Annotated in this window: 15 protein-coding genes and 2 pseudogenes; 11 read left to right on the top strand and 6 right to left on the bottom strand. The window is 55.7% G+C overall.

Going from position 1 to position 18,597, the window contains the following annotated elements:
- Positions 1-24: 24 nt before the first annotated feature.
- On the bottom strand, positions 25-1,035 hold the full coding sequence (locus tag OJ965_RS01645; RefSeq protein WP_046102929.1) for a Gfo/Idh/MocA family protein: 1,011 nt from the start codon (positions 1,033-1,035) through the stop codon (positions 25-27).
- 113 nt (positions 1,036-1,148) lie between these two features.
- Here OJ965_RS01645 and OJ965_RS01640 point away from each other — a divergent pair, with 113 nt between their 5' ends.
- The 4 genes and pseudogenes from OJ965_RS01640 to OJ965_RS01625 all read left to right on the top strand — a co-directional run bounded on the left by OJ965_RS01640 (position 1,149) and on the right by OJ965_RS01625 (position 4,583).
- On the top strand, positions 1,149-2,168 hold the full coding sequence (locus OJ965_RS01640; protein ID WP_046102930.1) for a LacI family DNA-binding transcriptional regulator: 1,020 nt from the start codon (positions 1,149-1,151) through the stop codon (positions 2,166-2,168).
- Between the two features lie 220 nt (positions 2,169-2,388).
- Complete coding sequence (locus tag OJ965_RS01635) at positions 2,389-3,195, top strand: DcrB-related protein (RefSeq protein ID WP_046102947.1); 807 nt, start codon at positions 2,389-2,391, stop codon at positions 3,193-3,195.
- Positions 3,192-4,354, top strand: a pseudogene (locus OJ965_RS01630) (PAAR domain-containing protein). Before OJ965_RS01635 ends, OJ965_RS01630 begins: the two are co-directional and overlap by 4 nt.
- A gap of 1 nt (position 4,355) precedes the next feature.
- Positions 4,356-4,583 carry an Imm74 family immunity protein gene (locus tag OJ965_RS01625; protein ID WP_111207136.1) on the top strand — a complete coding sequence of 76 codons (228 nt, stop codon included), beginning with the start codon at positions 4,356-4,358 and terminating at the stop codon, positions 4,581-4,583.
- A gap of 372 nt (positions 4,584-4,955) precedes the next feature.
- On the opposite strand, the gene OJ965_RS01620 is transcribed toward OJ965_RS01625, so the two are convergent.
- Positions 4,956-5,630 carry a GntR family transcriptional regulator gene (locus OJ965_RS01620; RefSeq protein WP_111207135.1) on the bottom strand — a complete coding sequence of 225 codons (675 nt, stop codon included), beginning with the start codon at positions 5,628-5,630 and terminating at the stop codon, positions 4,956-4,958.
- A gap of 114 nt (positions 5,631-5,744) precedes the next feature.
- Between OJ965_RS01620 and OJ965_RS01615 the strand changes: the two genes are divergently transcribed.
- From OJ965_RS01615 to OJ965_RS01600, 4 genes are read left to right on the top strand one after another with little or no spacing between them, the layout of a single operon-like run.
- Complete coding sequence (locus OJ965_RS01615; protein ID WP_140029206.1) at positions 5,745-6,425, top strand: DUF2848 domain-containing protein; 681 nt, start codon at positions 5,745-5,747, stop codon at positions 6,423-6,425.
- Between the two features lie 11 nt (positions 6,426-6,436).
- A complete protein-coding gene (locus OJ965_RS01610) occupies positions 6,437-7,768 on the top strand; it encodes an amidase (RefSeq protein ID WP_265135366.1) in 1,332 nt (443 codons plus the stop codon).
- Positions 7,768-8,403, top strand: coding sequence for a DUF4286 family protein (locus OJ965_RS01605; protein ID WP_265135365.1), 636 nt, complete (start codon positions 7,768-7,770; stop codon positions 8,401-8,403). The genes OJ965_RS01610 and OJ965_RS01605 overlap by 1 nt, the downstream gene beginning before the upstream one ends.
- Positions 8,396-9,706: an MFS transporter gene (locus OJ965_RS01600; protein WP_265135364.1), complete on the top strand. Its 1,311-nt coding sequence runs from the start codon at positions 8,396-8,398 to the stop codon at positions 9,704-9,706. The genes OJ965_RS01605 and OJ965_RS01600 overlap by 8 nt, the downstream gene beginning before the upstream one ends.
- Before the next feature lie 175 nt (positions 9,707-9,881).
- Here OJ965_RS01600 and OJ965_RS01595 read toward each other — a convergent pair.
- A pseudogene (locus OJ965_RS01595) lies at positions 9,882-10,094 on the bottom strand (VF530 family protein); the annotation flags it as partial.
- A gap of 204 nt (positions 10,095-10,298) precedes the next feature.
- On the opposite strand from OJ965_RS01595, the gene OJ965_RS01590 reads away from it, so the two are divergent.
- On the top strand, positions 10,299-11,603 hold the full coding sequence (locus OJ965_RS01590; protein ID WP_167431685.1) for an MFS transporter: 1,305 nt from the start codon (positions 10,299-10,301) through the stop codon (positions 11,601-11,603).
- A 356-nt stretch (positions 11,604-11,959) separates the two neighbouring features.
- On the opposite strand, the gene OJ965_RS01585 is transcribed toward OJ965_RS01590, so the two are convergent.
- The 3 genes from OJ965_RS01585 to OJ965_RS01575 form a co-directional block, all read right to left on the bottom strand.
- Positions 11,960-13,426, bottom strand: coding sequence for a pyridoxal phosphate-dependent decarboxylase family protein (locus OJ965_RS01585; protein WP_058957822.1), 1,467 nt, complete (start codon positions 13,424-13,426; stop codon positions 11,960-11,962).
- 14 nt (positions 13,427-13,440) lie between these two features.
- The gene (locus OJ965_RS01580) at positions 13,441-14,826 is read right to left on the bottom strand and encodes a diaminobutyrate--2-oxoglutarate transaminase (RefSeq protein WP_009093017.1); all 1,386 of its coding nucleotides are present in this window, start codon (positions 14,824-14,826) and stop codon (positions 13,441-13,443) included.
- 474 nt (positions 14,827-15,300) lie between these two features.
- The gene (locus OJ965_RS01575) at positions 15,301-15,876 is read right to left on the bottom strand and encodes a TetR/AcrR family transcriptional regulator (RefSeq protein WP_265135594.1); all 576 of its coding nucleotides are present in this window, start codon (positions 15,874-15,876) and stop codon (positions 15,301-15,303) included.
- Positions 15,877-15,971: 95 nt separating this feature from the next.
- Here OJ965_RS01575 and OJ965_RS01570 point away from each other — a divergent pair, with 95 nt between their 5' ends.
- A complete protein-coding gene (locus tag OJ965_RS01570; RefSeq protein ID WP_140923455.1) occupies positions 15,972-16,865 on the top strand; it encodes an ABC transporter six-transmembrane domain-containing protein in 894 nt (297 codons plus the stop codon).
- Positions 16,866-17,021: 156 nt separating this feature from the next.
- Entirely contained in the window at positions 17,022-18,218 is a 1,197-nt protein-coding gene (locus OJ965_RS01565) for an MFS transporter (RefSeq protein WP_140923454.1), read from the top strand.
- Positions 18,219-18,597: the final 379 nt, after the last annotated feature.

The raw sequence follows: 18,597 nt of genomic DNA, 5'->3' as shown, positions 1-18,597 counted from the left end.
GACAGGAGCGGCCCCGGACCTTTATCACAACATCCTGTCGACCGGGCAGAACATTCCGGTTGTCAGGGATTTAGTCGCGGCTTCTGCGATCGCCTGCGCCTGAATCCCATCCAGCAGTCCGGGTAAATCAGCCACATCCTCCCCGTTCAGAGAGCGGACAAACGCGTCAAGATGCCGATAGTAGGTGCCTTGGACACGGCTGAACCAGTCTGCATAAAGGCCCTGCTTTATAATGGCCTTTCCCTGGTAAAGCGTCATCCCCGGCGGGCTCTGGGAGCCTGACTCTGCCAGTCCTTTTTCGCCCATCACACTGATCCTTTCATCATAGCCATAGCCCGTTCGACGCGTGTTATCGAGCTGCGCAAGCGCGCCCTGCTGCATCTGCATAATCAGCACCGACGTATCCACGTCGCCGAACTCGCTGATGGCAGGCATTGCCAGTGCGGCACCCATAGCGCCCACTGAAATAACGTCATCGCCTGTCAGCCAGCGCAGCAGGTCGAAAAAATGGATCGCCTGGTCACGCATCTGACCGCCGGAAGATTTAAGGTAGCTGAGCGACGGAAGTTCCGACGCACGGCAGACCATATGGATTAACTCAGGACGCCCGACAGTTCCCTGTTCCAGCTGACGCTTTAACTGCTGATGGCTGCTGTCAAAACGGCGATTGAAGCCGACCGTAATTTTTGTCTTCAGTGGCAGAACGTTTTCAGCGACGTGGGCTGCTCTTGCCAGCGACAAATCGATCGGTTTTTCACAATAGACGGCTTTACCTGCCCGCGCTGCGGCTTCAAGCAGTTCAGCATGTGACGGCGTTGCGCTGGCAATCAGCACTGCATCTATATTGTCACTATTGATAGCGGTGCTGACTTCGCCCGCCGCACACTTCATCTGTCCGGCCAGTGCTGTGGCGCGGACCGAATCCAGGTCGGTCAGCATTGCAAGCTCAACATCAGGATGCATCGCGAGATTTGTGGCATGCACCTGTCCGATAAAGCCACAGCCAATCAGGGCAAAACGTTTTTTCTGCGTCATGATAATTTCCTGTCTGAAGGTCAAAGTTCAGCAATAAAGACGTTGCCAAATTAGCCTGCCTGCATACCCTGAGAAATGTATGTTTTGAGGGAATTACCTCAGCAGGAGCCCTGATGAAATCACTGACTCTTGAAATGCTGGCAGAACGGGCGGGCGTCAGTCTGGCTACGGTCGACCGCGTGCTCAATGAGCGGGGCGGCGTCTCGCCCCAAACTGTACAGAAAGTGCTCGAATCCGCGCGTGAGGCCGGCCTGAAGCGCATTCTGCCTGAAGAGCATCGTCATGCCTGGCAGATCGAGGTACTGCTGAGTGGCGATGACGCATTTTTTTTCAGACAGCTTGCCAGCGATTATTCCGCCATCGCCAATGCTCTGGGTTATCGCCGCGTAGTGCTGCACCGCACTTTTGTGCCGGAGTCCTGCCCGGACAGACTGGCTGTGCTCATTGAAGAACGCAGCAAAATACGTGACGCCCTGATTATCTTTGCCCATGAACATCCCGCTGTTTATCAGGCACTGCAGTGCTGCAGACAGCGCGGAGTGCCAGTGGTGACCCTCGTCACAGATCTGCCTGGCGCGCACAGGCTGTGTCATGTTGGCATTGACCAGCTACAGGCAGGCCGCACAGCCGGGCTGATGATGGGCAGCCTGATCAGACCGCAAGGCGATGTTATTGTGGTGAGTGGACGCAGTGAATACCGCGCCCATCAGCAGCGTATTCAGGGCTTCCGCGATGTCCTTGAAAAGCGCTTTCCCAACGTGACATTGCGGGAGGTGCTGGCGGGTCAGGAAAGTCGAATAACCATCAGCAAACTGCTCGAAAAAGAGCTGGTGCAGTCAGATAAGGTGGTGGGGCTTTACAATACCGGCCTGGGGAATACCGAAATCAGCGAGGCTCTGGCGAGACATCGTCTGACGCAGGCCTGCACACTCATAACTCACGAACTGTATTCTACCACTAAAGCACTGTTTGCCAGAAACGCACTGGCCCTTACGCTGGATCAAAACACGGCACGACATGCGCAGCTGTCAGTAGACATCCTGCTGAGTTATCTCGAACACGGTGAAATACCTGAGGAATACAACAGCGGCAAAGTCACCTTTACATTGTACACGCAGGAGAATTTCTATTAGAAATCAGTAACTTTTTTAAAACTAAAGGTATTGCAGTTTATTGTCCGCTATGAGCGAAAAGCGGACATTGATAACAGCCTTCTGTGTGAATTATCAGGTAGCAGGTCAGAAGGTGTAAAGAACACCTTTGAATTAGATCAAACTTAAATCAGTATTACCTGGGGATCATTTAATAAACGTTGATATTCTGGTCCGGACTCACGGACCGGAGAAGCTTTACATGTCTGAATATACCTTGCAGGACTGCAACATTACGGTGCCTGACGTATTTCGCGATCGCACCATGAACCTCTTTACCCTAAGCCATACGAATGCCAATGAATTCACCTTTGTGATTTCACGTGCAACCGCTGCTGCAGAAGACACGCTTCAGTCAGTATCCCAGAGACTGTCTTCCGAACTGCAGGCGACTTTGCAGGATCTCTCACTCAATCATGCCCGGCTCACTGAACTGAATGGCAGGCAGGCCCTGGAACTGTTTTACAGTTTCAAATCTGGCGAAAGAATCATCTTTCAGAAGCAGAGGGTGGTACTGACATCTGAAAATAATACGGGTAAAAAGCTGCTCTGTTTCATTGGCACCTGCCCGGATGCGTTTGACGATTACCATGGCCGTATCTATGACAACATCACGGACAGCATTACCTTTCCGGACGATGCACCAGATTCTACCGCAAGGGGGAGCCAGATCCCCGCCGACAGCCAGGAACTCTTCTTTAGCTTTGACCGTGATAGCCGCGAACTGAATGTGTTCCCTTCAATTTCTGACCTCTACTCATCGATTGATCTCAGCCGGGCCAGGAACGGCAACTATCTGTTCTTTGACGCTGTCGGTGAACCACTGATGTTGTCTCCGATACCTGATGGCGAGCATGCTGGCCGCTTTGCGCTGTGGGAGATGGCAGGTACCAGGAGACCTGGACTGATATCAAGTTTGCTTCTGGCCAGAACTGTCCGGGGTATTGACGGCCTTGATACCACTGAAGTCGTTGAGGCTTACCTCCGCCAGCGGATAAATGAAAAATGAGTGGTGCCGCTGAAGCTTTTTCCGCTGCACGCGTGGGGGACGGCATAGAACACTCCGCCTCTAAAGGCTGGCTGGTGCTCGGTCTGATAGGCGGGGCCATTGCCGATGCGGCGTTCACGCTGGCCACGGGGGGCGTCGGAACAGTAGTCCTGGCCGCGACGCTCGCAGGCGCGGCTGGCGGCGGCGGACTGGGAGAAGTTCTCGGCAGTATGTCATGGGCACCCCACCACGAAACCGGCCATCTGGTTACTGGTTCATCAAACGTATTCATCAACGGAAGACCGGCGGTGATGTCGCATATGTCTGTAGGTGACTGTGACGAGCATGGCCCGGCCTTACAGCGGGTGGCAGAAGGATCTTCACGCGTCTATATTAACGGACTGCCCGCTGCCAGGATGGGGGACCCCTGACTTGCAGTGGGGTCATTAGCGGCGGATCTACTAACGTCATTATTGGTGGCATTAAAGAGCAGACTGACGTAATCAGTCCTGAAATTCCTGACTGGGTGGACAGAGTACTGCTGGGCGTGGGCCTTGCGGCCACGACCGTTCTGGCAGGACCGGCGATAGCCTTGCTGGGTTTTGCGGGAGGTCTTGGTGGCGGTTATAGCGGCGCTTACATAGGCGGGAAGTTATGGGGAGAAGGATCTGACGGTCAGAAGTGGCTTTCATTGGGCGGTGCGTTTGCAGGCGGCCTTGCCGGCGCAAAAGGAGGCGCAGCCTTTAATGCGTGGCGTAACACGCCTAAGAGCCTCATCAACCTTAAAGAAATAGAACCCCAACTGGCCACTGATCCGGACAGTGCCTTTTTCTGGTCAGGGCGCACTGAAGGTGTCGGCGGTCCTGACGTCGCAGAAGCCATCGCGAAGTCCCGGGGCGGTGTTACGCTCGAATCCACAATCAAAGATAAAAATATTAAAATGCCTGAATGGGATTTCGATAACCCGCAGAGCATCAAGGCCTGGGAGGATGTCTCCGCGTCTTATGCAAAACAGGTCTCTGGAGAAGTCAGGGCCGTAGTGGGGCAGTCACTGCGTGAAGGTAATATATGGGAAAACGTTGAGTTACCGCGCCTGATGGGCAATGATAATGTCACGAAAATCAGTACGATCGATCCAGTATCGCAGACGGAAAAAGTCATATTTGTAAGGGATAACTGATATGAAAATTACAGGCACAAGTTCATATGTGATGCTTGATATCGAGGGCAAAAAAATCAGGGCAGAAGGTGAAATGGTCGTGGGTGGTTTTGTGGCTGAAAAAAGCACCATGAAACAGTTTGAACCCCCCTATGAAAGTGAACCTGTGACTGATGCTGTTCGCCAGCATTATATTGATGAAGCAGTCAAAAAAACCCAGGGATCTCATATGGTCCTGAAATTTGTTTAAATCTGTACGGTGAAGGTAGCCTGCTAATTACTTTCACATATTACTTCCGCCACAGTATTGAGACAGGTGGTGCGGGAGGATGATCCGTTTTGACCAGCCCTCCGTAAACTAACATACCATGTCGCAAGCATCGTCCGCTTCTGGCACCAAGCGAATATGCCCCCGCTTCAACGCGATTGCCCCAGGCTAAACAGCGAACCGGCAACACTCCCCAACGGACATATCATGTTCGCGAAAGCCGCTGATCCCCTGAAAACGATATCAGCCGCCAGCCATCATTAGCGCGCCGCCCGCAGCAACCGGGTCTTGCATAAACTGAAATCGATCAGGCGCTGTCAGAAAGGGGGCTTGTGACGGCTCGCGGCCTGGTCTTTAAGCGGAAAGTAGGGCGCGCTTAAATGAGAAAATATGCGCACGTGCGGCTTCGGCTGCACGTTGCGTATCGCCTGATTTCAGCGCGGCAATGATTTCATTATGCTCAGCGATCACTTCATCCATATGCGCCACGTTGGAAAGGGTGGTGGCCCAGAAGCGCTGCGCTTGTGCATGAATCACGCTAAGGATATCGGCAAGATGGCGATTACCGGCAATCTCGGCCAGGACCTGATGAAACTCGCGATCCAGCAGCATCATCTGTTCGCGGCTGCGTAACTGGCTCGCCTCATCAATTTGCTGATTAAGATGACGCAGACGCTCAAGCTGCGCCTCCGTCACCTTCTGGCTGCCAAGCTCAACACAGAGCGTTTCATTTACCAGCCGTACTTCAATCAACTCCAGTGCATCATCAATCGATAATGGCGCCACCATGACACCTTTACGCGGGATAATTTGCAGTAAACCTTCGGTTGCGAGGCGATGAACCGCCTGATTAACCGGTGTACGACCTATCGCCAGATCATCCATCACCTGAGCGGTATTAAGGTATTCGCCAGGTTTATAACGCAATGTAATGAGCTTGTGCCTGAAAGCCAGATAGGCTTGTTCATTAAGAGAAAGGCTTTTATCTGCACTGCCTGGGTTCACATTTTCCGCCACTGATTCACTCATCACCACGTTCCTTTTTTTACCTGTAAGACATCTTACACAAAAATCTGGCATGAAAATCGCTAGTTTAAAATTACTGTGAAATTTCACTGTGATTTTTCAACCGGAGGTTTTCTCATGCAGTTGCGATTCTCTACGGGCGACAAAGCCGCGACCACACTGAACGTGGACATTACGCATTTCATTATTGCTGGCTGGGCCGGCCGCGATAAGGAAGCCGTGTTGCACCATATTCGTGAATTAGAAGCCCTCGGCGTGCCCGCACCCGGTGCAGTTCCGCTTTTTTACCGGGTTGCGGTTAATCAGCTCAGCCAGCAGTCAGAGCTTGAAGTGGTAGGCGAGCAGACCTCCGGCGAAGCCGAACCCTTCGTTTTCTCGCATCGCGGCGAATTGTGGGTGTCCCTCACGTCTGATCATACCGACCGCCATCTGGAAACCTTCAGCGTTGCGCTCTCTAAGCAGGCGTGTATCAAGCCGGTTGCCAGCGCCGCATGGCGCATGAGCGACGTTACCGAACACTGGGATGTGCTTGAACTCAGCTCATGGATTAAAGAGCAGGGTCAATGGGTCATCTATCAGCAGGGCACGCTGGCCTCTCTGCTGACACCACAGGATTTGCTCGCTCGCTATTTTGCTGGCGGTGTCGTGGAAGAGGGCGTTGCTATGTCCTGCGGCACGCTGGGCGCCATTGGCGGCATCCGGCCATCCAGCCAGTTCCGCATGGCGCTGCATGACCCGGTGCTTAATCGCACGCTGGAACACACTTACACCACCGGCGCGCTGCCGGTGGTGGCATGAGGAGAGCGCCGATGACCACACTCTGGCAAGCCAGTCAGCAGTTGCAGAGCGGCGATGCTCTGCCCGAAGCCTTTACTGAATCCGCGTTGCAGGCCGCGCAGGATCCTGAACAACAGGGTGCACTGGTGTTCACGCAACGCTACGCCGCGTCTTGTAGCGCGGCAAACGCCCGCTTGCAGGCAAAGCAGGCGCTAAGTCCCATCGATGGACTGCCAGTCAGCATTAAAGATCTGTTCGATGTCGAGGGAGAGGCGACCACGGCCGGGTCACGCTTACTGGCCGATGCGCCCGTGGCGGCTGCCAATGCCAGCGTCGTCGATAAGCTACTGCTGGCGGGCGCCGCCATCGTTGGTAAAACCACGATGACGGAGTTCGCTTTTTCCGGCTTAGGCATCAATCCCCATTACGGCACGCCAGTCAATCCGTGGCAGCGCGAACAGCAGCGTATCCCCGGCGGATCGTCCTCTGGCGCGGCCGTGGCGGTTGCTGAGGGCATGTGTCTGGCTGCTGTTGGCACCGATACCGGCGGTTCGGTGCGGATCCCTGCTGCACTCTGTGGCCTGACCGGCTTCAAACCCACGGCAAAGCGCATCAACCAGCGGGGAACGTTGCCGCTTTCGACCTCACTCGACAGCATCGGGGTGATCGCGGACGACGTACGCAGCTGCTGGCTGCTGGATAGCGTCATTGCCGATCGGCCGCTGGCGTTACAGTCGCTGGATCTGCGAAACGCGCGCTTTGCCGTGCCACAAACGCGCGTACTGGATGGTCTGGATCAGCATGTGGCGCAGGCCTGGCAGCGAGCCATCACGCTTCTGAAGCAGGCGGGTGCGACAGTTACCGACATCACGTTGCCTGAGCTGGATGAACTGAATGCTATGAATGCGCGTGGCGGCATTACGGCTTATGAAGCCTGGCAATGGCATAAAAAAAGCGCGCAGGCATACCCCGAAGCTTACGATCCCCAGGTGCTGGCCCGCATCCAGCGCGGCAGCCATCTCACCGTGCAGGATGCCACCGATCTTTACCAGCAGCGTGCTGCATGGCAACAGCGCATTAACGCAGCGCTAGGGGATTTTGATGCGTTACTCATGCCAACCGTTCCGCTTGTCGCGCCCACTATCGCGTCACTCAATGATGCGCAGCGCTATATGGAGATTAACGCGCTGATGCTGCGCAACCCCAGCATTATCAACATGCTGGACGGCTGTGCGCTCTCTTTACCCTGCCATCAACCGGGCTCTGCTCCGGTTGGCCTGAGCCTTGCTTCGATTCATGGTGATGACGCCCGCTTAATCAGCTGGTCGCTTGCCGTGGAAACTGCCCTTAACCGGAGATCCTGATGATGACTCAACCCCACGGCATGCTGTATGTCGCCACCAACATTGGCGCTGAAGATGAGGCTGACTTTAACCAGTGGTATGACCATGAACACGTAGAGGAGCGTGTAGCCATTACGGGATTCCTGAGCGGTACACGCTATCAGGCAGTTAACGCTGAGTATCGATATCTCGGTTTATATGAAACCGACTCGCTGGACGCCTTTACCAGCGCCGATTATCACGCCGCATTCACGCACCAGACGGCATGGTCGGTACAGAATCTGCAAAAAATGGTTAACCCCATGCGCCGGGTGAGCACGGTCGCGCACAAGCATGGCAAAGGCACGGGCAATCAGTTAGCGGTGTTGACGCTGCAGGCGATCGATGGCAGTGCGCTCAGCGCCTGGCAGCAGCAGATAAGCCAGACGCCGGGCTACATCTCCTCCTGCGTGCTGATGCCAGACAGCGTCCTGAGTTCGCCGTTACCGAAGGAAAACCAGGAACAGCGGAAAATGCAGCCGATGCTGCTGATTCATTGCAGCGATGCACGGAGCTGCGATCGCCTCGCTGCGGCCGCGGCACAGCTGTTTGCGGGAGAGATACAGCGTTATGCCCTCAACTGGCAGTTAACAAAACAGGAGCTGACCCATGGCTGATACCGATTCTCTGCAACATGCAGCAGGCGCCGTACGCACCAAATCGAAGACCGGGCGTCTGGCTGCTGCCAGTTCGATTGGCACCGCGCTTGAGTGGTACGACTTTACCGTTTACAACATCATGGCCGCGCTGGTGTTTAACCATATCTTTTTCCCCAGCTTCGATCCGCTGGTCGGCACCATTCTGGCGTTTTCAACCTATGCGGTAGGCTATATTTCACGTCCGCTGGGGGGCTTTGTGTTCGGCCACCTTGGCGATGTCGCGGGGCGCAAAGCGGTGTTGATCATCACGCTGGTGATAATGGGCGTGACCACGGCGCTAATGGGCCTGCTGCCGGGCTATGCGGTCTGGGGCATCTGGAGCCCGGTTCTGTTAGTCGCACTGCGGTTTGTGCAGGGCATCGCGCTGGGCGGCGAATGGGCAGGGGCCGTGTTGTTATCGATGGAGCATGGTGACGCGAATAAACGCGGGCGTAACGCCTCCTTTGCGCAGGTTGGTCCATCCTGCGGCACGCTGATCGGCACGGGCTTTATTACGCTGGTTACGGTGATGATGAGCGCCGATCAGTTTCAGGCGTGGGGCTGGCGCATTCCGTTCCTGCTAAGCCTGGTACTGGTCATATTTGGCCTGTGGCTGCGTCGCGGTGTGGAAGAGACACCCACCTTTGTCGCAATGCAGGAACAGGAGAAAACCACGCACACCCCGTTAAAAGAGGTTTTCGTAAACTATCCGAAACAGCTACTCATTGCCGGAGGATCGCGCATCGGCTCGGATGTCCTTTACGCGCTGGTGGTCGTTTTTACGCTGACCTACGTCACCACCGTGCTGCAATTACCGCGACCGCTGGCGTTAATGGCTACAATGCTGGGCGCAATAGTTAACGCGATTACGGTGCCGATGTTTGGCGCGCTTTCAGACAGGTGGGGACGACGCCCGGTTTACATTACCGGCGCGCTGCTGGCGATTGTATGGTCATTTCTGTTCTTTGTGCTGCTTGATAGCGCGCATCCGGTGTTGATCGTGCTGGCGGTGATTGGCGGTTTGCTGATCCATGCGATGATGTACGGGCCGCAGGCCGCGTTTGTCACTGAGCAGTTTCCGGGACATGTGCGTTACGCGGGTTCATCCCTGGCCTATACCCTGGCGGGCATTGTCGGCGGGGGCTTTGCGCCCCTGATCATCACCACGTTATTTAAAGAAATGGGCAGCACGCTGTGGGTCTCTTTGTACGTCAGTTTGGCACTGGCGATTACGCTATTCGCGTTGTGGAAAGCCAGAGAGACTGCTCATCGTCAGGATTAAGATTGGCAGGGCGAAGGATTGCCCTTGTCCGGGCTATCGCTGAAAGTGATGCTGCGCATAATGTTCACCCGCGGGCTTGTTCATGCCGGGAGGTGCAGCATCAATAATAACAGAGGATAAGCTCAGACTTACCCCGGTTCTGCTTCAGTGAAACAAGTGTGCCGCGTTACGCTTTTAGCGAGGCGAGATAGAGCGCTTCCACTTCCGCCCGCGCCCAGGGGGTGCGTCGCAGAAACTTCAGGCTCGATTTCACGCTGGGATCGTTTTTAAAGCAGTTGATGTTGACCCGATTTCCCAGTTCCGCCCAGCCATACTGCGCGACTAAATGGTTGATCTGCATCTCCAGGGTGACGCCGTGCAGAGGATCTTTTGAGGTGTGAGCGTTCATTATCTTTTCGCCTGATTCAGTCAATGGCGCACATCCTGACAACGGTAAAGCGGATGTGCAAGGGCTGAGGATGAAAAAGGTCTGTCACACAGTGCTATCGCTCTTTTTCTGTGTCCGCGCTAACGCGGCAGGCAGAAGCGTGCGCAGCCGGGCAGCAGTTGTGCTAATCATAAGCGACCCATGATTGACTGAGGATCGCCTGCCATGTCCGCTTCCGATACTGATCTGCTCAGCTCCCCCCGCCGCAAACGTGCCCTGATTGCCGGGTCGGTCGGAAATTTCATTGAATGGTATGAGTTTGCCGTTTATGGCTTCCTGGCTACTCTGATTGCGGAGAACTTCTTCCGGCTTCAGGGCGAATCCGCGCTGACCGGTATCCTGCTGACCTACGCCTCTTTTGCCATCGCCTTTTTCTTCCGTCCGCTTGGCGCCGTGCTGTTTGGCCGGATGGGCGACAGGATTGGGCGCAAGCCCACCCTGATTTTTGTGCTGATCATGATGACGCTGGCCACCGCGGCTATCGGCCTGGTGCCGACCTATGCCCAGCTGGGCGTGCTGGCTCCCCTGATCGTTACCGGGCTGCGTATTCTGCAGGGGCTGTTTGCCGGAGGCGAGTATGGCGGGGCGGTGTCGCTGATGACCGAATTTGCTCCGCCTGGCAGGCGTGGCCTGTATGGTGCCTGGCAATCCTTTACCGTTGCGCTGGGATTGCTGGCGGGTGCAGCGATTGTTGCGCTGCTTTCGCGGCTGCTGACGCCGGAAGAGATGCTGAGCTGGGGCTGGCGCATCCCGTTCTTTGTTGCCCTGCCGCTGGGGGGGATCGCGCTCTGGCTGCGGGCTGGCATGGAGGAGACTCCGGCGTTTATCCGGCAGCAGACGCAGCCCCGCGAAAAAGTGACCGCCAGCCTGAGTGACACCCTGAAAACGATTCTGCTCGGCATCTGCCGGCTGATGGTGTGGTCGGCGGCCGGGTACACCTGGCTGGTGATTATGCCGACCTACCTGCAGGCCTCACTGCACACCGGCTTTAATGAGGCGCTGCTGATTGCGGTGATTTCGAACCTCGGTTTTGCCGTCACGATTATTCCGGCGGGAATGCTGAGCGACAGGATTGGCCGCCGGACGGTGATGGTCTCGGCGGCGATCCTGCTGCTGGTGCTCTCTCTGCCGCTGCTCAACCTGTTGCAGGCTGAGAACACCGCAACCGGGCTGAAAGGGCTGGTGGTCTTTATCGCAGGGGGTGTGGTGGGCCTGCTGGCCGGGCCGGGACCGGCGATGCTGTCAGAGATGTTTCCGACGCGGGTGCGTTATACCGGTCTGGGCCTGGCCTATTCACTCTCTAACGCGCTCTTCTCAGGCTGTGCCGGTCTGATCATCACCGGGCTGATTAAAGAGACGGGCAATCCCGATATTCCCGCCTGGTATGTCATGGCGACCGCACTGGTCAGTATTGTGGCGCTGATGACGCTGAACAAAGACGATCATAAGCGAGCGCTGGATGAGGGGTGACCGCAGGCTCAGCGCCCGGAGGGGGCATTCAGGCTGAAAATCTGATCGCGGTTGTGAACCTTGGTCCCGTGACTATCGGCGATCAGGATGATGGCGGCCATCGCTAACGCCAGAAGGAGGATGAAAATTTTACGCATGATAGTAAATGTGTATTCCTGACAGTTCAGTGAGATCTGATACCGGGGCCGTAACGGCTGGCCAGCTCGGCTTTAATTACAACACCCATAGAGAGTGCCTGATGGCGGGATCGCATTCTTTGATCCTGATACTGAATTGACCGGAAAGCGGGAAAAGAGGGAAACAGCGGCATAAAAAAAGGGCGCCTTCAGGCGCCCTTCAGAGTTTTAGCAGAACTGTTAAACCAGCTGCTGAGCCGTGGTTTCTACCAGCGTCAGCAGGATTTTAATGTCTTCCAGCGTCACGGTCGGGTTGAGCAGCGTCATCTTCAGACAGGTCACGCCATCGTGCTCGGTCACGCCGACGTTAGCACGGCCCGACTCCAGCAGGGCATCCCCGATACGCTGGTTCAGCAGCGCGATATCCGCGTCGCTGAGGTGCGCCAGATGCGCCGGACGGTAGCGGAACAGCACGCTCGCCAGCTGCGGCTTCATTACCAGCTCCAGCGCCGGCTGCGCATCCACATACGCTGCAACGTGCTGTGCCAGCGTCACACCGTGGTCGATGATGGCGGCATACTGTTTCTGACCCAGGGCTTCCAGACCCATCCACAGTTTCAGTGCATCAAAACGGCGGGTGGTCTGCAGGGATTTCGACACCAGATTCGGTACGCCCTGCGCTTCGTCAAACTCAGAGTTCAGATACGCAGCCTGGTAACGCATCAGCTCGTAGTGACGTGCTTCCTTCAGCAGGAAAGCGCCACAGCTGATGGTCTGGAAGAACTGCTTGTGGAAGTCCAGCGTAATGGAGTCCACCAGCTCAATGCCGTCCAGATAGTCGCGATACAGCTCGGAGAGCAGCAGTGCGCCGCCCCACGCAGCATCCACGTGAACCCAGATGTTCTCTTCAGCCGCCAGCGTGGCAATTTCACGCAGCGGATCGATCGCACCGGCATCGGTGGTGCCTGCGGTGGCAACAATCGCCAGAATATGCTCGCCGTTGGCTTTGGCTGCGGCCAGCTTGTGACGCAGGTCATCCATATCCATGCGGGCAAAGCTATCGGTTTTCACCTGCGTGACGGACTGATAACCCAGACCCAGCAGCGCCATGTTCTTCTGAACGGAGAAGTGCGCATTTTCTGAACAGAAGACTTTCATCTTCTTCAGGTCACCGGTTAAGCCATCCTGCTGAACAGAATGACCCTGACGGGCATACCACGCGTCGCGCGCCAGCATCAGGCCCATCAGGTTGCTCTGAGTGCCGCCGCTGGTGAAGACACCGGCATCGCCCGGCTGATAACCCACCTGAGTACGCAGCCATTCGATCAGCTTCATCTCAATCAGGGTTGCAGAGGGCGCCTGATCCCAGGAGTCCATACTCTGGTTGGTGGCGTTGATCAGCACTTCCGCCGCCTGGCTGATCACCAGGCTAGGGCAGTGCAGGTGCGCCACACACTGTGGGTGATGCACCGACAGGCTGTCTTTCAGGAAGTACTCAATGGCACGTTCAATCGCAGCCTGGTTGCCCAGGCCGTCAGGATTGAAGTCCAGCGTAATACGCTCGCGCAGCTCTGCGACGGTTTTTCCCTGATACATCTCAGGTTGTTCCAGCCACTTAACGACTGCCGCGCTACTCTGGGCGATCGCCTGCTGGTAGGCCTCGGTACTCTGAGATGAGGCCGCCAGGATTGGGTTTAACCGGGACATTGCATTCACTCCACTTATACTGGTTTCACGCCAGCTGACAGCAGGGCGTTTTCAAATTTATCCATAAACACGTCAAGTTCAGCATCGGTGATCAGCAGGGAAGGCAGCAGGCGCAATACGCTACCGTGACGTCCGCCGCGCTCCAGGATCAGGCCGTTCTCGAAACATTTCTTCTGTACCAGCGCAGAGAGCTCGCCGTCAGCCGGGAAGCTGCCCATGTGATCAGCGGCTTCGTCAGGTTTCACCAGCTCGATACCGATCATCAGACCCAGGCCACGGACGTTGCCAATCACCGGGTAGCGCTGCTGCAGTTCGTTCAGTTTGCCTTTCAGCAGTTCGCCCTGTGCCGCGACTTTATCTGCGATGTTGTTCTCTTTCAGCAGTTTCAGCGTGGTCAGGCCGGTTGCCATCGCCAGCTGGTTTCCGCGGAAGGTGCCGGTGTGATGACCCGGTGACCAGGCATCGAACTCTTTCTTAATGCCCAGCACGGCCAGTGGCAGACCGCCACCCACAGCTTTGGACATCACGATGATGTCTGGCTCAATACCCGCGTGCTCGAAGGCGAAGAATTTACCGGTACGGGCAAAGCCTGCCTGAACTTCGTCGAGGATCAGCAGGATGCCGTGCTCCTGGGTGACTTTACGGATGCGCTGCAGCCATTCCGCCGGAGCCGGGTTCACGCCGCCTTCACCCTGAACGGCTTCCAGAATGACCGCCGCAGGTTTACGTACACCGCTCTCAACGTCGTTGATCAGGTTTTCGAAATAGTAGGTCAGCGCTTTCACGCCCGCTTCGCCGCCAATGCCCAGCGGGCAGCGGTAGAGGTGCGGATAAGGCATGAACTGCACTTCCGGCATCATGCCGTCAACGGCTTCTTTCGGTGACAGGTTACCGGTCACTGACAGCGCGCCATGGGTCATACCGTGGTAGGCACCGGAGAAGCTGATAACACCTGAACGGCCGGTGTGCTTTTTCGCCAGCTTCAGCGCCGCTTCCACGGCGTCGGCGCCGGACGGGCCGGTAAACTGCAGGCAGTAATCCTTGCCCTGGCCTGGTAACAGGGAGAGCAGGTACTCAGAAAACGCGTCTTTTAACGGCGTGGTTAAATCCAGAGTATGTAACGGCAAGCCGCTGGTAATGACATTTTGAATGCTCTGCAGAACGTCTGGGTGGTTATGGCCCAATGCCAGCGTTCCGGCACCCGCAAGACAATCAAGATACTGATTGTTCTCGACGTCGGTGATCCAGACACCCTGTGCTTTCGCAATAGCGAACGGCAATTTGCGCGGATAACTTCGAACGTTAGATTCAAATTCGGCCTGACGGGCTAAATAGGTCTCATTGGTTGCGTTTAATGTCTGTGCATTCGAACTGTCAATACGGACTTTATCCGTCATCATATCTCTCCTACAACCGCGACGGGAGTAACGTCTCAGTTGAATAAATGAATTAAAAAAGTCATGGGTATGTTTAAAGCGCGGCCAATATAGGGGTTTTTAAGGTCCGACTCAATGATTAATTTGATCAGAAAAAAAGTGCTTCTTTACTATAGTTATCAACCAGTTGTTGAGATTGTGACCGCATGCTTTACTGCCGCTTCGCTAATGGTTAAATAATAAATGGCGAAAAAACACCGGCTTACAGCTCACAGCCTGTGCTAAGTCAATGATAATAATCTGTGTAAACAGCTGTTTCGGAGCCGAAACGCTATCAAAAAGGGCACTTTTCAGACAGAAAAAGCATAAGTCAGTTTAATTAGCGAAGCTGCATATATCCCGCTATAGATGTAATGACCAATTAAAATAATAAACCTTTTTTTAACATTTAATTAAAAACGTCCCGTTGCAGTTGGGTCAGTGCGCGTTTAAATCCCTTTATCCCAGCACACAATCTATAAACTGGTTTAAATCCGCCAGCGCTTCACGCGCCTTCGCTTCTGAGGGATTAACCGTCAGTAAGTCGGCATAACCGTTAAGCATGGCGCTGATCTGTCTGGCGGTGCGGGCGATATCGGCGCAGCGCAGTGTACCGTCAGTGACGCTGTCACGGATAATGGTTTCCATCAGTTCCTGCCACTCTGCCGTCATCGTCTCTGCCAGCCCGGCATAGGGCTGATAGTGTGCCGCACTCTGCCAGAAGGAGGCATAGAGCTGCCAGGTGGCATCCGGTGCGGCGGGCAGATGGCTTTCAAAGAGGCGCAGCAGTTTCTGACGCGGCATGAGGCCGGACAGGGAATCTGCGAAGGCTTCATAATCCTGCCGCATGAAGCGCTCCAGTGCGGCCAGACAGAGGCTCTGCCAGTTACTGAAGTAGTGATAAATGTGGCTGCGTGAAATGCCCACCGACTCGGTCAGCTCGCGGGTGGTGACCTTTTCTATCCCTTTCTCAATAAATAATGCTATCGCGGCATCCAGGATTTTTGTCTTCAGTGCTTCTGCTGACGCTTTCATCATGACTCTCACATTGACTTTGAGCAAATGCTCAAATAGACTCTTTTTCATACTTGAGCAACCGCTCAAGGATAACACTATCAGAAACAGAAACGATGTCTTCCTCTAAACTTATCTTTCCCGTTACGGCTCCCCGCAGCGCTATTCTGACACTGAAAGCGCTCGGCCGTCGCCATCGCCGCAAGCTCTTCTTTACGCTGCTGCTGGTGGTCGCGGAAAATGTCATGTATCTGCTTTATCCGCTGCTGGCGGGCTTTGCTATCAATGCCATCCTCTCCGGCAGAACCTGGCAGGCGATACTCTATGCGGCGATGGTGTTTACTATGTGGGCGATTGGCGCAGCCCGGCGCAGCGTCGACACCCACACCTTTGCCCGCATCTATGCGGAGCTGGCGGTGCCAGTGATTGTGGCGCAGCGCAGCGAAAATCAGAGCGCGTCGACGATTGCGGCAAGGGTGGCGTTATCACGCGAGTTTGTCGATTTCTTTGAGAAGCATCTGCCGGTGCTGATTACCTCGCTGGCGTCGATGACCGGGGCGGCGGTGATGCTGCTGGCCATTGAGTTCTGGACTGGCGCAGGGTGCCTGGCGATCCTGCTGTTTTTCGCCTGTTTTCTGCCAGGCTTTACCCGCAAAAATGATGCGTTGTTTAATCGACTTAACAACCGGCTGGAGAAAGAGGTGAATTTCGTTACCCATGCGAACGCCGCTTCACTCAGCCGTCATTATGGGGTTTTAGCCAGCCTGCGTATCCGTCTCTCTAATCGGGAAGCCTGCGGTTATCTGGCCATCGGCAGCATGGCCGCGCTGCTGTTTGCTGGCACCATCGCGTTAATGGCGGGCCGGGGTGGCACCAGCGCGGGTCACATCTATTCGGTGATGACCTATATGTGGATGTTTGCCATGAGCCTCGATGATGGCCCTCAGCTGCTGGAGAAGTATTCCCAGCTGAAAGACATCGGCCGTCGGGTGAATACCGGCATGCCATAGTCGCCTGTGCGGATGGAATGTGCGCCAGATCACAAAATGGGTTGCCATGCGCGGCCTGACTTTTTATAGTCTGGCCGCTTCATCCGGACGGAACACGCTCTGCTTCCTTCCTCCGGCTCACTTCAGTTTTTCAGCTCAGGCCATTGGGAATCCATTTTGTTAAGAAAAGATCATAAAACCGACGATGCCGGTTTTGTCCGCTGGGCATTGCTGGCCCTTGCACTGGGCGGCTTCGGCATCGGAACCGGCGAATTCATCATGATGGGCCTGCTGCCGGACGTGTCGCGCTCGCTCGCCATCACCGAACCGCAGGCGGGCAACGCTATCGCCAGTTATGCGCTGGGGGTGGTGGTTGGCGCGCCATTTATTGCGGTGCTGGCGGCGCGGATGGCGCGTAAATCGCTGTTGCTCATCCTGATGGCACTGTTCAGCATCGGCAACGTCGCCAGCGCGATGGCCGACAGTTACCACGGCCTGATCGTGGCGCGTTTTCTGACCGGCCTGCCGCACGGCGCTTACTTTGGCGTGGCCTCACTGGTCGCGGCGTCACTGGTGTCGCCGGCGCGACGGGGTCGTGCGCTGGCCTCGCTGATGCTGGGACTGACGGTGGCCACCCTGATCGGGGTGCCGCTCGGCTCCTGGATAGGTCAGCTGTTCAGCTGGCACGTGGTCTTCACCTTTGTCGGCGCGATTGGTCTGCTGACCTGTCTGCTGATTGGCCGCTATGTGCCTTATACACCTGGCGATACAGAGGCTCATCCGCTGCGTGAACTGGGTGCGCTGAAAAACGCGCAGGTGCTGCTGACTCTGCTGGTGGGCGCCGTCGGTTTTGGCGGCATGTTTGCGATCTTCAGCTATATCGCCCCGACGCTGATCAATATTGCGGGTATCTCTCCCTCGCTGATCCCGTGGGCGATGGTGGCGTTCGGGCTGGGGATGATCATCGGTAATCTGGTCGGTGGTCGTCTGGCGGATGGGCCGGTGCTGAACATTATCGGCTGGACACTGCTCTGGAACGTGCTGGTGATGCTGGCCTTCCCGGTGCTGGTCCAGCATGTGGCAACCGGCCTGCTGGCGACCTTCCTGATCGGCACCTGTTCAGTGCTGCTGCCATCACTGCAGATCCGCCTGATGGATGTTGCCAATGAGTCACAGACCCTGGCGGCCGCGATGAACCATTCGGCGCTGAATATCGCCAATGCGATGGGCGCCTATCTCGGTGGCCTGACGGTGTCGCTGGGTTATGGCTGGCTGTCAACGGCGTGGGTTGGCGTGGCGCTGGGGGTCGGCGGCCTGATGGTCTTTGTGATGACGGCGCGGCATGCCGCCCGCCAGCAGGCTGAACTGGCCTGATAGCCGCCGGGCAGGGCGCAGCGGCAGCCGGGGTTGTCGCTGCGCGGGGCTGGCTGAAACCCATGGGAAACGGGGTGCAGCCAGCCTCTGAACCGGATTGCGGCTATGAAGATTCAGCGTTCGTTATCTTTTCCGCCGTTCGGGAAATAAAAAAGGCCAGACAAATCAGTAAAGATGCCTGGCCGTCTGGATGTTAAAATTAAATTAAAATAATGTTTGCTAATGTCGGGCAGGCATGACTTAATAGCGTCATCGGTTTGGAACACAGACCTTATCAAAGCAGTTTTAGTCAAGCAGTCCTCAGTGCAAGCGATATCTCAAGATACCCCTTCTTCGTGAGTCTCCTCCTAAAATCCTGGTAAGTTTATTTCTGGAAGAC

It is taken from the genome of Pantoea anthophila, assembly GCF_026104315.1.
GTDB lineage: Bacteria > Pseudomonadota > Gammaproteobacteria > Enterobacterales > Enterobacteriaceae > Pantoea > Pantoea anthophila.
Note: the sequence above shows the minus strand (reverse complement) of the source record. Positions and strands in the feature narration are given on the sequence as shown.